The organism is Cryobacterium inferilacus, assembly GCF_019599185.1.
Taxonomy (GTDB): Bacteria; Actinomycetota; Actinomycetes; order Actinomycetales; family Microbacteriaceae; genus Cryobacterium; species Cryobacterium inferilacus.
On the sequence record NZ_JAIEUL010000008.1, the window covers coordinates 86,280 to 99,326 of the forward strand.

A 13,047-nucleotide genomic window follows, 5' to 3' on the forward strand; every position below is an offset into this window, starting at 1 on the left:
GGCATCCTGTGGATAACTTGCACACGCCGGCGTGCTCGTGCCGCAGGATTCCACTATGAGTGAGGCCGTGCGCATCATCACCGAGCAGGTCCGGCTGCGCGTGCGCCGCGACGGCGTCGATCTTGCCGCCGACGTGGGTCTGGCCGACCAATACGTGCGCGATGAGGTGCGCCGCTACAGCGAGCGGGCCCTCGGCGGGTCGATGCCGCTGATCACCGACGAGTTCCAGGCGGCTAGGGAAGTGGTCGCATCGCTGACCGGCTTCGGAGCCCTGCAGCCGTTCTTGGACGACCCCGAGATCGAGGAGATCTGGATCAACTCACCCACCCGGGTGTTCGTTGCCAGGGACGGCGTGCCCGAACTGACCACGATGGTGCTCACCGAACGCGAGGTGCGCGACCTGGTCGAGCGGATGCTGCAGGCCTCCGGGCGGCGGGTGGACCTGTCCTCTCCGTTTGTGGACGCCTCCCTGCCGGACGGGTCGCGGCTGCACGTGGTGATCCCCGACATCACGCAGAAGCACTGGGCGGTGAACGTGCGCAAGTTCACCCGCCGCATCCGCGACCTCACCCAACTCGTGGCGCTGGGCGCGCTCACCCAGCCGGCCGCCGATTTCCTGCGGGTCTGCGTGCGCGGCGGGCAGAACATCCTGGTCTCCGGGGCCACCCACACCGGCAAGACCACCATGCTCAACGCCCTGTTGACGGCCACCCGCCGCACCGAACGCATCGTGACCGTGGAGGAGACCTTCGAACTGAGTGTGGGCGCGCGCGACGTTGTCGCGATGCAGTGCCGGCAGCCGAGCCTGGAGGGTGCGGGCGAGATCACCCTGCGCCGGCTGATCAAGGAATCACTGCGGATGCGGCCCGATCGTCTGGTCGTGGGGGAGGTGCGCGAGGCGGAGAGCCTGGACCTGCTCATCGCCCTCAACAGCGGGCTCCCCGGCATGTGCTCGATCCACGCCAACAGCGCCAGGGACGCCCTGGGCAAACTGTCCACCCTGCCGTTGCTGGCCGGACGCAACATTGATTCCTCATTCGTGCTGCCCACCGTGGCCGGCTGCATCGATCTGGTCGTGCACTGCGAAATCGACCGGTACGGCCGCCGCCGGGTCACCGAGATCATCGCACCGAGTGGAACGCTGACCGGTTCGACGATCGAGGCGAGCCCGCTCTTCCTGATGAAGGACGGGGTGCTGGAGCACACCGGCGGGTTTCCCACGAAGCTCGCCAAGTTCCGAGCCGCCGGCCTTGACCCGGTCGAGGTGTTGCGGAGGGGGTCGGTATGATCCTGGTGTTGGGCAGCCTGCTCGGTGCCGGGCTGGTGTTGATGAGCGCGCCGCTGCTGTGGCCGACCACCCGAAGCGACACCCGCAGCGGCAGGATGCTCGCCGCCTGGCGGGCCCGTCTCGCTCAGGCGGGTTTCGCCAGCCTGCCGCTGTCGGTGTTCGCCACGCTCTCCGGGTTGCTCGCCGTGGCGGCGGCAGCGCTCGCCGAGGCGCTGCTGGGCGTGCGCGCCCTGACCGCGGTTGCGGGACTGGTCTGGCTGGTGCTGCCGACCCTGATCGTGCTGTGGCGGGCGCGCTCCCGGCGCAGGCTCAACCGAGCCGTCTGGCCAGACGTCGTCGACCACCTGGTCTCGGCGGTGCGGTCCGGCCTGGCCCTGCCCGACGCGGTGAGCAGCCTTGCCCAGGCCGGTCCGGTTGTCACCCGCACGGCGTTCGCCGAGTTCGAACGGGAATACCGGGCCACCGGAAACTTCGGTTACAGCGTCGACAGGCTCAAGGCATCCCTCGCCGACCCGTTCGCGGACCGGTTGCTCGAGACCCTGCGGATGGCCAGGGAGGTCGGCGGCAGCGACCTCACCGTGGTGCTGCGCAGCCTGTCCAGTTGGCTTCGCCAGGACGCCGCCGTGCGCGCAGAGGTGGAGGCCAAACAGTCCTGGGTGGTGAACGCCGCCAGGCTGGGAGTGGCGGCGCCGTGGATCGTGCTCGTCCTGATCAGCTCCCGGCCAGAGGCGGCACAGGCGTTCAACACGGAGGCCGGCACCGTGGTCATCCTCGGCGGCCTGACGGTGTCGGTGATCGCGTACCGAGTGATGCTCGCCCTGGGACGCCTGCCGGAGGAACGGCGGTGGTTCCAATGAGCGCGCTTGCCTGGGGAGCCTTCTTCGGTTCGGTGCTCGGCCTCGGGCTCTGGTCCCTTGTGAGCCTGACGCCGAGATTGAGCCGGCCCAGGCTGGCGAACCGACTCGCGCCGTATCTGCTCGACGTCTCTGCCGAAGCCCGCCTGTTCGTCGGTCGGCGGTCGGTCGACCCGATTCCGGTGCTCGGCACGATGTTCTCGCCAGTGTTCGACGCTCTCGCGCAAGCCCTCGCCGGTGTGCTCGGCGGTGCCGACGTGATCGAAAGACGGCTGCGCCAATCGGGGTCGACCCGGTCGGTCGAGGCTTTCCGGTCGGAGCAGCTGGTCTGGGGACTGCTGGGCCTGGCGGGTGCGGTTCTCACGGTTTTCGGCACCCCGGTTGGTCGCGCCTGGCCGGTGGTGGTGCAGGTGGCCACGCCGTTCCTGGCGGCGGCTGCGGGAGTCATGTTGCGAGACCTGCAACTCACCCGCGCGGCCACCGCCAGGCTCGCGCGGATGGACAGCGAACTGCCCACCATTCTCGAGTTCCTGACCCTGTCCCTCGCGGCAGGGGAGGGCATCTTGGATGCACTGCGCCGGGTCGCGCGCAGCACCTCCGGTGAACTCTCCCGCGAGTTCGCCGGTGTGATCGGCGATGTGCACGCGGGAGTCTCCGTGACCGAGGCCCTCACCGACCTCTCCCGCCGGATGCGGCTCACCTCGCTGACCAGGTTCGTGGACCAGGTCGTCGGGGCGATGGACCGTGGCTCCCCGCTCGCCGAGGTGCTGCGCGCGCAGGCGCAGGACGGCAGGGAGGAAGCCAAGCGTCAGCTGCTCGAGGCGGCCGGCAAGAAGGAGGTGGCCATGATGGTGCCGCTCGTGTTCCTCATCCTGCCGATGACCATCGTCTTTGCGATCTTTCCCGGACTGTTCGTTCTGCAGACCGGCTTCTAGACCAACCCGACCCGAACCATCCCGTACCAGCCGTGCACCACCCAGAAGAAAGCAGGACACCGTGAGTCTCATCAACCAGTTGAAGAACCGTTTCCGCAGCGGGCTGCACGACGAGAGGGGGGACGTGCCCGGGTGGGTATTGATCACCCTGATGACAGCGGGGCTTGTCATGATCATCTGGGGCCTCGCCGGACCCGCCCTCAGCGGCATCTTCGAGCAGGCCATCGACCGGGTCAGCGGTATTTAGCCGGCCATGCGGCATCGTTGGCGCTGGCCTGAGGACACCGAACGGGGCTCGGTGGTCGCCGAGTTCGTGATGGTGACCGCCCTGCTGACCGCGCTGACCCTGGCCGTGCTGCAGCTGGCGCTGGCGCTGCACATCCGCAATACCGTGCTCGACGCCGCCGCGGAGGGAGCCAGGTACGCCGCCCTGGCCGACAGCGGGCTCGACCGTGGTGCGGCGCGTAGCCGGGACCTGATCACGGCGGTGCTCGGCCCGGCCTACGCCACTGAGGTCTCGGCCAGCTACACCGAGGTCGCCGGTCAACCCGGGGTGAGGGTGCGGGTGCTGGCCCCGCTGCCGGTGTTCGGCCTGCTCGGCATGACCCGTGGGTTGGAGGTGGAAGGACATGCTGTCGTCGAGGGGCTGGACGACGAGTGAGCAGCTACAGCGGAGTGTGCCGCGGCGACCCGTGCGATGGCGCGAGCGATTGGCCGGCTGGCAGACCCAGCTCGCCGGCGACACCGGATCCGCGTCGTTGGAGTTCATCACGGTGGGCCTGATCCTGTTGGTGCCGCTGGTCTACCTCGTCCTGGCGATGTCGGTGCTGCAGGGCGGCGCGTTCGCCGTGGAGGGCGCGGCCAGGCAGGCCGCCAGGGTCTACGTGCAAGCGCCCACCGCGGGCGAAGCCGAGGCCCGCGCGGAGCGGGCGGTTCTGGTGGGCCTGGCCGACTACGGCATCGATGCGGCCGCCGCCGAGGTGAGTATCGCTTGTGCGGCCGGCGCCGAGTGTCTGTCCCGCCGCAGCGTCGTGACCGTGACGGTGCGTGTGCGGGTGGACCTCCCGTTCGTGCCCGCCGTGCTCACGCAGTCACACGGCGGGAGCGTGCCGCTCCAGGCGTCGGCGACGCAGACCGTGTCCAGGTTCTGGAGCGAAGGATGAGGCCACCGGCACGTCCCGCGAACCGGCCTGCACCGCACGGCGAGGAAGGGTCGACCCTGCTGCTGACGATTTTCTACGGGTTCCTCGCCCTGGTGGTAGTGCTGATCGTGGTCGCCGCCACGAGCCTGTACCTCGAACGCAAGAAGCTGTTCACGCTGGCGGATGGTGCGGCGCTCGCCGGCGCGGAATCCTTCGCCCTCGACGCGGTCGCGATCGATTCCGGCGAGTTGCACGCCGCCCTCACCAGCCCGGAGATTCGCGCAGCGGCCACGGCGTACCTCGCCGCGGCGCCGCATCCGAACCTGGAGAACGTGGTGGTGACCCGCGCCGACACGGTGGACGGGCAGAGCGCGACGGTCACGCTGCAGGCCTGGTGGAGACCGCCGGTGCTCACCCTGTTCGTGCCGGATGGCCTGCCGATGGACGTGACCGCCGTCGCCCGCTCGGTGTTCCACTGACCGGTGTTCCACTGTCTGCGCTCGGTAGAGTTCCAACCATGAAACGCATCGACTACTACGGCAGAAGCTTCACCGTCTCCAACCGATTCGCGGACTCCCTGGTGAGCTACCTGAACGACGCCGTCACCGCGGGCAAGCCGCTCGGAGAATTCTTCCCCATTCGCTGCTACACCACCGACCCCGACCGACTGCTGGACGTCACCATCCAGGTCGTGGCGGGCGTGCCGCTGCTGGTTTACCCGGCCGACGCGGCGTTCGACGGTGTTGCCGAGATCGAGGACGACCCGGCGGCGCTGGGGCGACTGGGCTACCGGCGCGGCTGACCCGGCGCGGCACGGGGCGACCGGTTGCCAGCTGGCCGGTAATGTCGTCGGAGGGCCGCATCCGCTCGGCGAAGGAGAACAGTGACAGCCAAGCGTGACCGTCTCACCGGCGCCGGAGCCCAGCTCGTCACAGAGGTGACCATCAACTACGGTTCGTCGCTGGCCGGTCTGCTGATACCGATGGTCGGCTCGCCCGTGGTCGTGGCGGTGCGCCAGCTCGTGATGGCGATCACCGTGCTGCCGTTCTACCGACCCAAGTTCGTCACCTTCACCTGGGCCAGGCTGTGGCCGGCGCTGATGCTGGGTGTGGTACTCGCGGTCATGAACCTCACCTTCTACGAGTCCGTTGCCAGGCTCGGGCTGGGCGTGGCGGCGACCATCGAGTTTCTCGGCCCGTTCGCCGTGGCACTGGCGGCGTCGCGACGGTTCGTCGACTTCGTCTGCGCGGCGGCGGCGGCGGGCGGCGTCTTCCTGCTGACGTGGTCGGATGGCACGCTCGACCCTTCGGCATCGTCCTGGCGCTCACCGCGGCGGCGGCATGGGCGGGCTACATTCTGCTCACCCGGCGGGTGGCCACTCAGCTGCCCGGCCTGGAGGGCATCACCATCGCCAGTCTGGTCAGTCTGGTGCTGCTCGTGCCGCTGGCTGTGTTCACGGTGGACTACTCGACGCTGAACTGGGGTGTGATCGGGCTGCTCGTGGCCGTGGGCGTGCTGTCCTCGGCGTTCCCGTACACGCTGGACACCTTCATCCTGCGGCGGATCACCCCGCGGCTCTACGCCATCATCACCAGCTTCGGCCCGGTCATCGCGGCGGTCTTCGGGGTGCTCGTGCTCGGCGAGAGCCTGCTGCTGCAGCAGCAGGTCGCCATCCTCGTGGTCTGTGTCGCGGCCGGAGCGGCGATCGCCACCCAGCGCGAACAACCGGTCTCTGACCTGGAGCGAACCGCCCGCGCCATCCCGTAGCCGGCGCCCCGCGTCATCCGTGCGCGCCGGTTCGCAACGACGCCCGTAGCGCCCGCCCCGCGCACCCGGCTCGGAGGGAGCCCCCGCCGACTTGCCGCATAAGTGCTCTTCCCGGGCGCTGAAGGGGCACTTTGGGGCATGTCGCCGGGGCACACCACCTCCACTTGCCGCAAAGGCACCCTTCGCCGGCGTGGAAGGGGCATCTTGCGGCATCTCGGCGAGAGGTCGGCCTGCCGGCGATATGGTCGTTGGCCCCCGTCGCGGCCGGTGAAGGGGCCTGACCGGGCAACTCATCTGCGAGTTCCGACTCATGCGCCCAGCGCGCGCATCGCCGGGCGGAAGGCGCCGCGGAAGCGGGTTCGCCCGGTTGGGGTCTGCGCGGCTCCGGTCGGGAGTGGAGCCGAGCTGACTAGTCCCGGGTGGGGATCGACTCGAGCGCGTCGGTCTCCAGCGCGGCCACGAACTCGTATGCGGCCAGCTCGCGCGGGGTCTCTTCGATGCCCACCAGGGGAGCCAGCACCTTGGACTCGTCGAGCGCGTTGAGCTTGCGCGCGGTGGGCAGCACCTGGCGCTCCATTGAGCCGACAAAGCCGTTGTAGTCCTTCACCGTGCGCTCGATGGCGCGGCCGAGCTTCTCGATATGAGTAGCGGTCGTGGCCAGCCGAGAGTACAGCTCCCGGCTGAGATCGAACAGCACCTGGGCGTCGTGGGTGAGCACGTCTTGCTGCCAGCTGAACGCCACGGTCTTCAGCACCGACCACAGGGTGACGGGGGAGGCCAGCGCCACCCGTCTGCTGAACGCGAACTCCATCAGCGACGGGTCGGCTTCCAGCGCCGAGGACACCAGCGATTCGCTCGGGATGAACGCGATCACCAGCTCCGGCGAGGCCTCCAGGCCCTGCCAGTAGGCCTTGCTGCCCAGGGCGGTGACGTGGTCGCGCACGGCCTTCACATGCGCCTTCATGAACACCGCGCGCTGGGCGCCATCGGCCCCGGTCGCCGTGGCAGGGATTTGGCTGGCCTCGAGGAACGCGGTGAACGGAACCTTCGCGTCGACGGCGATGTTCTTGCCGCCGGGCAGGTGCACGACCATGTCCGGCCGGCCGGCGCCGGCATCCGAGCTGATGCTGGACTGCACGTCGAAGTCGACCCGTTCGATGAGCCCGGCGGCCTCGACCACGCTGCGCAGCTGGGTCTCGCCCCAGACCCCGCGGGTGTTGTTGGCGCGCAGGGCCGAGGCCAGCGATTCGGCGGTACTGCGCAGTCGCTCCTCGGACTCGGTAGCCGCCCTCAGCTGTTCGGTGAGTTCACCGTGCTGCAGGCTGCGCTGCTGCTCCAGCTCGGCGACCTTCTGCTGCATGTTCGCCAGGCTGTCTTTCACCGGGGCGAGGGCCTGCAGAACCTGGCTCTCCTGCCGGTCCAGTTGCGCCCGGGCGGCCTGGTCGTCGCGCTGCCGGTCGACGATCTCCCGGTACTGCCGCTTCTGGTCGGCGATCTGGTCGCGCAGGCCGTCGGCGGTGGCCTGCATCGAGGCGAGTTCCTCCCGCAGCAGCGACTGCACGCCGGCCTCTCTGGCGCGGGTCTCGGTGAGCAGCATCTGGTGCCGGGCCTCGAGTACGGCGGGGTCGTCGCCGGTCGGGCCGGCCGACCGGCGGCGCATCAGGAGCACGGCGCACAGCAGCGCACCGAGCACCACGCCGAGGATCAGACCGAGGAGAAGCGCGAGGATGTCCATGCGGCCAGTCTGACAGCGGGCACCGACACGGCCGGCAGGCCGCGCGCGCGTCGCGAGGGCGCGGCTAGTTCAGCGCCATCGGGCCGTGCGTGGCACGGTGCTCACGGGTGGCGACCGGGCCGATCACGCCCACATTGACACCGCAGATGCGGGCCAGGTCTTCGATGCTGTCGACGCCGTGCCGATCGGCCGCGTGGATCATGATCGCCGCGCAGGCCTCGGAGTCGGCCAGGGCATTGTGGTGCGAGAAGTCCTCGAAGCCGGCGGCCATCGCCGCGACCGGCAGCCGGTAGGAGTCGAGGTGGTAGGTCTTGCGGGCCACCTGCAGGCTGCAGACGTAGCGGAAATCCGGCACGGTCATGCCCGTGATCGCGGAGGCGGTCTTGATCACGCCGAGGTCGAAGCCGGCGTTGTGCGCCACGAGCAGGTCACCGTCGGCAAAGTCGACCAGGTTGGGCAACTGCTGCGACCAGCTGAGCGCCGCCGCCACGTGCTCGGGGCGGATGCCGTGGATCTTGATGTTCCATTCCTGGAAGAGGTCGTGGCCGAGGGGCGGCTTGATGAACCAGCCGATCTTGTCGACGACAACGCCGTCACGCACCTTCACCAGGCCGACCGAACAGGCGGAGGCGGCCGAGGAGTTGGCGGTTTCGAAATCGATGGCGGTGAAATTGACGGGCACGCCTCATGCTCTCACGCGCCACCGACGCTGCCGGAATCCGAAGGTCCCTGCGCCGCCCTACCGGCCGCATCCGTCGCCCCGCTCGCCGGCCGGCGCGAGCCCCGAAATGACGCGGCAGAACGCCGAAGGGGCTGAGCCGGTACCATGGACTCTCGTGGCTCTTACTATTGCAATCGTCGGACTGCCCAATGTCGGCAAGTCCACCCTCTTCAACGCGTTGACCAAGAACAACGTGCTCGCGGCGAACTACCCGTTCGCCACCATCGAGCCCAACGTTGGCATCGTCAACCTGCCCGACCACCGCCTGGCGAAGCTGGCCAAGGTGTTCGGCAGCGAGCGTCTGCTGCCGGCCCCGGTGTCGTTCGTCGACATCGCCGGCATCGTGCGCGGCGCGAGCGAGGGTGAGGGCCTGGGCAACAAGTTCCTCGCCAATATCCGTGAGGCCGACGCCATCGCGCAGGTCATCCGCGGTTTCGCCGACCCCGACGTGGTGCACGTCGACGGTGCGGTCAACCCCGCAGGCGACATGGAGACCATCAACACCGAACTCATCCTCGCCGACCTGCAGACCTTGGAAAAGGCCATCGTGCGGTACGAGAAGGAGACCAAGGGCCGCAAGCTCGACCCCAGCGTGCTCAAGACCGCGCTCGAGGCGCAGACGTTCCTCGACAACGGCAAGCCGCTGTCGGCGTCGAAGATCGACGTGGAGCCCATCCGTGAACTCGGCCTGCTCACCACCAAGCCGTTCATCTACGTCTTCAACGTCGACGAGGCCGTGCTGCAGGATGCCGAGAAGCTCGCCACCCTGGCCGCCCTCGTCGCTCCGGCCAACGCCGTGTTCCTCGACGCCAAGCTTGAATCCGAGCTCGCCGAACTCGACGAAGAGGACGCAGCCGAGATGCTGGCCTCCACCGGCCAGGAGGAGAGCGGGCTCAACCAGCTCGCCCGCATCGGCTTCGACACCCTCGGTCTGCAGACCTACCTCACCGCCGGTCCCAAGGAAACGCGGGCCTGGACCATCCACAAGGGCTGGACCGCCCCGCAGGCCGCCGGAGTCATCCACACCGACTTCCAAAAAGGCTTCATCAAGGCCGAGGTCTTCGCGTTCCAGGACCTCATCGACGCCGGATCCGTTGTCGAAGCCCGCGCCAAAGGCAAGGCCCGCATCGAGGGCAAGGAATACGTCATGCAGGACGGCGACGTGGTTGAATTCAGGTTCAACGTGTGAACTGCCGCTTCTGCGTGCATCGCCCCGGTCGTCGATGACGGCCGGGGTGTTCGCCTTCTACCAGGCCCGCGGGTAGTCGAGCGTCAGCAGCATGTCGTCGCGGATGTCGCGCAGAGTCGTCTCATTGAGTTCGCCGATCCGGATGCCGCGAGAGCGCTGCGGGGTGACGACATCGTCGTCGGGGCTCCACGCGCGGAGGACGGCGATGCGGGAGACATGCGGGACATGATCGGGCAATTCGCGAAGCCAGCCGAGCCAGCGTTCCGCGCTGATCTCGTCCTCGCACGCAGGATCGGCCCGCCGGCCGATCAGTGAGTCGCAGTCGCACATGCGTGTTGTCAGGGTGAAGACGCGCGAAGAACCGCGCACACGGCTCGAGCCGATGCTCATCTCTTCGTCGACGGGCGCGACGCCGAGCCGTTCCGTGGTGAATTGCTGGAACTCGGTGGTGAAGGCCGCGGCGTTCACCGCCCAGAGATTGATCGCGCACATGGACGTTCACGCTACCAGCTCGGCGGGGGCGTGGCCCCACGATAAGCGCGCCGCGGAGGTGGACAGCGAGTCGGGATACTGAGACCTGATGAAAGGCGGAGAGCCGCGCAGGTCCTGCGGGAAGGGATGCATAGCGAATGGCACTGGTGGCAGTTAGATGGCTGTACGTACCGGAATGCGACCGAGTTCCGCGTCAACGTTTGGCCGATTCGTCTGACGTTGCAGACTCGGTGAGTGCGGCGGCGTAGTTGTGCATCGAGCGCTGGTAGCGCGGCAATGCGTCTATCTGTGCCTCGATCGCGACCCGGAGGGCTTCGTCCTGGCGTCCAGCTCTGTGGAGAGCCAGAGAGAGCCCGACACGAGGCGCTGAGCCCGTCGTTGCGTGCATCGGGGCGGCTTGCAGCACGGCGATTGCCTCGTCGAGGCGGCCGAGATTACGGAGTGTCGATCCATACTGGACGGCGAGCTGTGCATGCCTGTCCTGGTTGAGACCGAGCTCAAGAGCGCGCTCGTACTCTGTGCCGGCTTCAGTCTCGAATCCCATGGAGTCGTACATGCCCGCGAGTTCGAACGCCGCCCTGCCGCCCTCAGCCGGTCATCTATCAGCCAAAGCCTGCATCGCTGCCACGCCGCCTTCTCGATCGAAGGAGTCGAAGCGCCCCCAGAGATCGGCGACGGCTGCTTCCCGCTGTTCACTTTCTGCTGTCATCGCACGAACTCTGCCACGACGCGAAGCCTGTCGACGGTTTTTGTCGAGCGGGCGGCACCATCGCCGCTCGACCCAGAGGTTGCTCCGTGCCGGAAGGGCGTGAGGAACGAACTGGTGACAGGTTCGGTTTAGGCCGCGAGCGTGAGCGGCTCGGTTAGTTTCGCTTCGAACTCGATGGGCGTCAAGCCGCCGAGGGCGTCCTGGGCTCGCTGGCGGTGATACTTCCTCTCGATCCACACGACGATCGCCAGCCGCAGCTCCTGCCGCGTCGTCCACCGTTGCTGATTGAGCACGTTCGTTTGAAGCAGGGACCAGAAGCTATCCATGGCCGCGTTGTCGCCGGCCGCGCCGACGCGGCCCATCGAGCCGACCATGTCGTGAAGTCGCAACTCGCGAGCCATCGCCCTGCTTCGAAACTGGCTGCCCCTATCGGCGTGCAGGATGCAGCCGGCAACCTCACCGCGGCGAGTGACGGCGTTGCGGACGGCGTCGACGGCCAGCTTCGCGGTCATCCGATCCGAGATCGAGTAACCGACGATGCGGTTGGAGAACACGTCCTTGATCGCGCAGCAGTAGAGCTTGCCCTCGGTGGTGGTGCGGTGCTCGGTGATGTCGGTCAGCCACACCCGGTTCGGTGCGTCGGCGCGGAAGACGCGCTTCACGTGGTCATCGAACACCGGAGGGCCAGCCTTCTTACCTTTCCCGCGCCGGCGGCGCTGCGCGGACGAGAGGATCCCAGCCTGAGAACACAACTTCCACGCCGTCCGGCGGCTCATCCGCCACCCAGCCCGCCGCGCTTCGTCAGCGAGGTATCGGTAGCCGAACGTCGGATCGTCGTGATGCGCGTCGTGCAGCGCGTTGATCCGATACGCGCGGAGCACGTCCGCATCCCGGATCGGGGCGTTGCGCCACCGATAGTAGGGCTGGCGAGCGAGCTTCAGAACCCGGCACGACACCGAGACGGGGATGCCGTCCGCGGCGAGCTCAGATACGAGCGGGTACGTCATTTTGGGGAGCCACCGAGTTTCAGGTTCGCCTGCGACAGATACGTCGCCGCCCGCCGGAGAACCTCGTTCTCCTGCTCGAGCAACCGGACCCGCTTCTTCAACTCGCGAGCCTCGGCAGCGTCCGCAGCCGTCTGACCGGGACGGTTGCCGTCCTCGACGTCTGCTTGGCGGAGCCAGTTCTGCAACGTCGCTTCGCTGATACCGAAGTCGACGGCGATCTGCTTGATGGTGATGCCGCTTTCGCGGCTACGAGCGACCGCGACGACATCCTCGCGGAACTCTCTGGAATAGGGACCGGGCATGATGACATCCTCCCCGTCAGCGCCTCGCGGCGCTAACGATCAGTTGTCACCGATCCGTTCCTCACGCCCGTCCTCGGGATGACCTCGACGAGCCCCGGATGCTAATCTGGTCTCTGGTGCTCCAACTGGCGCAGGTCTCCCTCTGCGTAGTTATTCCTCGCACTAAAGACCCAGGTCAGACTGCATCTGTTAGCCGGGGAACAGCCTTAGCACCAAATGTTCCGAAATCATCGGAACGCGGTGGAGTTCCGCTTCAACGTGTAGTTCTGGCTGGACACTAACGCAGCGCAGCCGGTCACTTCGACTGCGCTGCTTTTCTCTGTAACCGCACCACCGACAATCCGTGTCCGAGTCGCCACAGCCAGTCACGTGACCTTCAGAAGCGATGTCTGTGGTTCGTGGCACTGTGTCCGCATGGAACCCACATCGATCACCGAACAGGCCGAGCGGATCCTTCACGACGTCGCCTCGACGCTCATGACTCCCGCTGCCGGCGAATGTCTCGTCTGCTTCGTGGCTCGCCAACTCGACGAGTTCGGGTGCAACAGCACCCACCGATTCGCATCCCACTATCGAGATCGCGTTGCCCCTCGCGCCACCGCACTGCTCGCGCGGCTCTCGGCGATGGGCGCGTGCTGTTGCGATTGCGAGATGTTCATGAATACCTACGAGCCCGCCCCACGACTGTGGACGCAGGCGTATGAATCCGTCGACTCGGACGGTTATGGCGCGTGGGCTGATGCCAAGCCGCCCGACACGATGCCCCCGTGCGCAACAACGCGACGGGGCTCGACTAAACCGTGTGCGAACTGGGTACGACTCTCCCGCTCGCGGGACCGGTGATTCGACTTCGGAATGCGCTGGAGGTCAGCGTTCTGAGTGCGTATGTCGCACTAGGCAATGCAG

Annotated in this window: 16 protein-coding genes and 1 pseudogene; 11 read left to right on the forward strand and 6 right to left on the reverse strand. The window is 67.6% G+C overall.

Annotation, left to right across the window (positions count from 1 at the left end; translation table 11 throughout):
- Nucleotides 1-55: 55 nt before the first annotated feature.
- From K2F54_RS09100 to K2F54_RS09135, 8 genes are all read left to right on the forward strand, one after another.
- Nucleotides 56-1,288: a TadA family conjugal transfer-associated ATPase gene (locus tag K2F54_RS09100; RefSeq protein ID WP_220605549.1), complete on the forward strand. Its 1,233-nt coding sequence runs from the start codon at nucleotides 56-58 to the stop codon at nucleotides 1,286-1,288.
- Entirely contained in the window at nucleotides 1,285-2,145 is an 861-nt protein-coding gene (locus K2F54_RS09105) for a type II secretion system F family protein (RefSeq protein WP_220605550.1), read from the forward strand. The genes K2F54_RS09100 and K2F54_RS09105 overlap by 4 nt, the downstream gene beginning before the upstream one ends.
- Nucleotides 2,142-3,077, forward strand: a complete 936-nt coding sequence (locus K2F54_RS09110) for a type II secretion system F family protein (RefSeq protein WP_220605551.1) — start codon at nucleotides 2,142-2,144, stop codon at nucleotides 3,075-3,077. Before K2F54_RS09105 ends, K2F54_RS09110 begins: the two co-directional genes overlap by 4 nt.
- A 61-nt stretch (nucleotides 3,078-3,138) precedes the next feature.
- Nucleotides 3,139-3,324, forward strand: a complete 186-nt coding sequence (locus K2F54_RS09115) for a hypothetical protein (protein ID WP_220605552.1) — start codon at nucleotides 3,139-3,141, stop codon at nucleotides 3,322-3,324.
- 6 nt (nucleotides 3,325-3,330) lie between these two features.
- Entirely contained in the window at nucleotides 3,331-3,738 is a 408-nt protein-coding gene (locus K2F54_RS09120; protein ID WP_220605553.1) for a TadE/TadG family type IV pilus assembly protein, read from the forward strand.
- Entirely contained in the window at nucleotides 3,707-4,240 is a 534-nt protein-coding gene (locus K2F54_RS09125; RefSeq protein ID WP_255576900.1) for a hypothetical protein, read from the forward strand. The genes K2F54_RS09120 and K2F54_RS09125 overlap by 32 nt, the downstream gene beginning before the upstream one ends.
- Nucleotides 4,237-4,698, forward strand: coding sequence for a pilus assembly protein TadG-related protein (locus K2F54_RS09130; RefSeq protein ID WP_220605554.1), 462 nt, complete (start codon nucleotides 4,237-4,239; stop codon nucleotides 4,696-4,698). The genes K2F54_RS09125 and K2F54_RS09130 overlap by 4 nt, the downstream gene beginning before the upstream one ends.
- A 38-nt stretch (nucleotides 4,699-4,736) precedes the next feature.
- Complete coding sequence (locus K2F54_RS09135) at nucleotides 4,737-5,021, forward strand: hypothetical protein (protein ID WP_220605555.1); 285 nt, start codon at nucleotides 4,737-4,739, stop codon at nucleotides 5,019-5,021.
- 335 nt (nucleotides 5,022-5,356) lie between these two features.
- Here K2F54_RS09135 and K2F54_RS19135 read toward each other — a convergent pair whose 3' ends face one another.
- Nucleotides 5,357-5,515 carry a hypothetical protein gene (locus K2F54_RS19135; protein WP_255576901.1) on the reverse strand — a complete coding sequence of 53 codons (159 nt, stop codon included), beginning with the start codon at nucleotides 5,513-5,515 and terminating at the stop codon, nucleotides 5,357-5,359.
- On the opposite strand from K2F54_RS19135, the gene K2F54_RS19140 reads away from it, so the two are divergent.
- On the forward strand, nucleotides 5,501-5,986 hold the full coding sequence (locus K2F54_RS19140) for an EamA family transporter (RefSeq protein WP_308287591.1): 486 nt from the start codon (nucleotides 5,501-5,503) through the stop codon (nucleotides 5,984-5,986). The genes K2F54_RS19135 and K2F54_RS19140 overlap by 15 nt on opposite strands.
- Nucleotides 5,987-6,395: 409 nt before the next feature.
- On the opposite strand, the gene K2F54_RS09145 is transcribed toward K2F54_RS19140, so the two are convergent.
- Nucleotides 6,396-7,721, reverse strand: a complete 1,326-nt coding sequence (locus K2F54_RS09145; protein WP_220605556.1) for a DNA recombination protein RmuC — start codon at nucleotides 7,719-7,721, stop codon at nucleotides 6,396-6,398.
- A 64-nt stretch (nucleotides 7,722-7,785) separates the two neighbouring features.
- Nucleotides 7,786-8,403 carry an exonuclease domain-containing protein gene (locus tag K2F54_RS09150; protein ID WP_220605557.1) on the reverse strand — a complete coding sequence of 206 codons (618 nt, stop codon included), beginning with the start codon at nucleotides 8,401-8,403 and terminating at the stop codon, nucleotides 7,786-7,788.
- A gap of 154 nt (nucleotides 8,404-8,557) precedes the next feature.
- Here K2F54_RS09150 and ychF point away from each other — a divergent pair, with 154 nt between their 5' ends.
- Nucleotides 8,558-9,631 carry a redox-regulated ATPase YchF gene (gene ychF / locus K2F54_RS09155; protein ID WP_220605558.1) on the forward strand — a complete coding sequence of 358 codons (1,074 nt, stop codon included), beginning with the start codon at nucleotides 8,558-8,560 and terminating at the stop codon, nucleotides 9,629-9,631.
- A 57-nt stretch (nucleotides 9,632-9,688) separates the two neighbouring features.
- Here ychF and K2F54_RS09160 read toward each other — a convergent pair whose 3' ends face one another.
- The 3 genes and pseudogenes from K2F54_RS09160 to K2F54_RS09170 form a co-directional block, all read right to left on the reverse strand.
- On the reverse strand, nucleotides 9,689-10,123 hold the full coding sequence (locus K2F54_RS09160; RefSeq protein WP_158052323.1) for a hypothetical protein: 435 nt from the start codon (nucleotides 10,121-10,123) through the stop codon (nucleotides 9,689-9,691).
- Nucleotides 10,124-10,316: 193 nt separating this feature from the next.
- A pseudogene (locus tag K2F54_RS09165) lies at nucleotides 10,317-10,691 on the reverse strand (tetratricopeptide repeat protein); the annotation flags it as partial.
- Between the two features lie 269 nt (nucleotides 10,692-10,960).
- Nucleotides 10,961-12,141, reverse strand: a protein-coding gene (locus K2F54_RS09170; protein WP_374107280.1) for an IS3 family transposase whose coding sequence is annotated in 2 segments (ribosomal slippage) — nucleotides 10,961-11,872 and nucleotides 11,875-12,141 — 1,179 coding nt in all. Because the reading frame shifts where the segments join, the coding sequence is not laid out codon by codon here.
- 477 nt (nucleotides 12,142-12,618) lie between these two features.
- On the opposite strand from K2F54_RS09170, the gene K2F54_RS19695 reads away from it, so the two are divergent.
- Nucleotides 12,619-12,984, forward strand: coding sequence for a DUF2695 domain-containing protein (locus K2F54_RS19695; RefSeq protein ID WP_374107282.1), 366 nt, complete (start codon nucleotides 12,619-12,621; stop codon nucleotides 12,982-12,984).
- Nucleotides 12,985-13,047 lie beyond the last annotated feature (63 nt).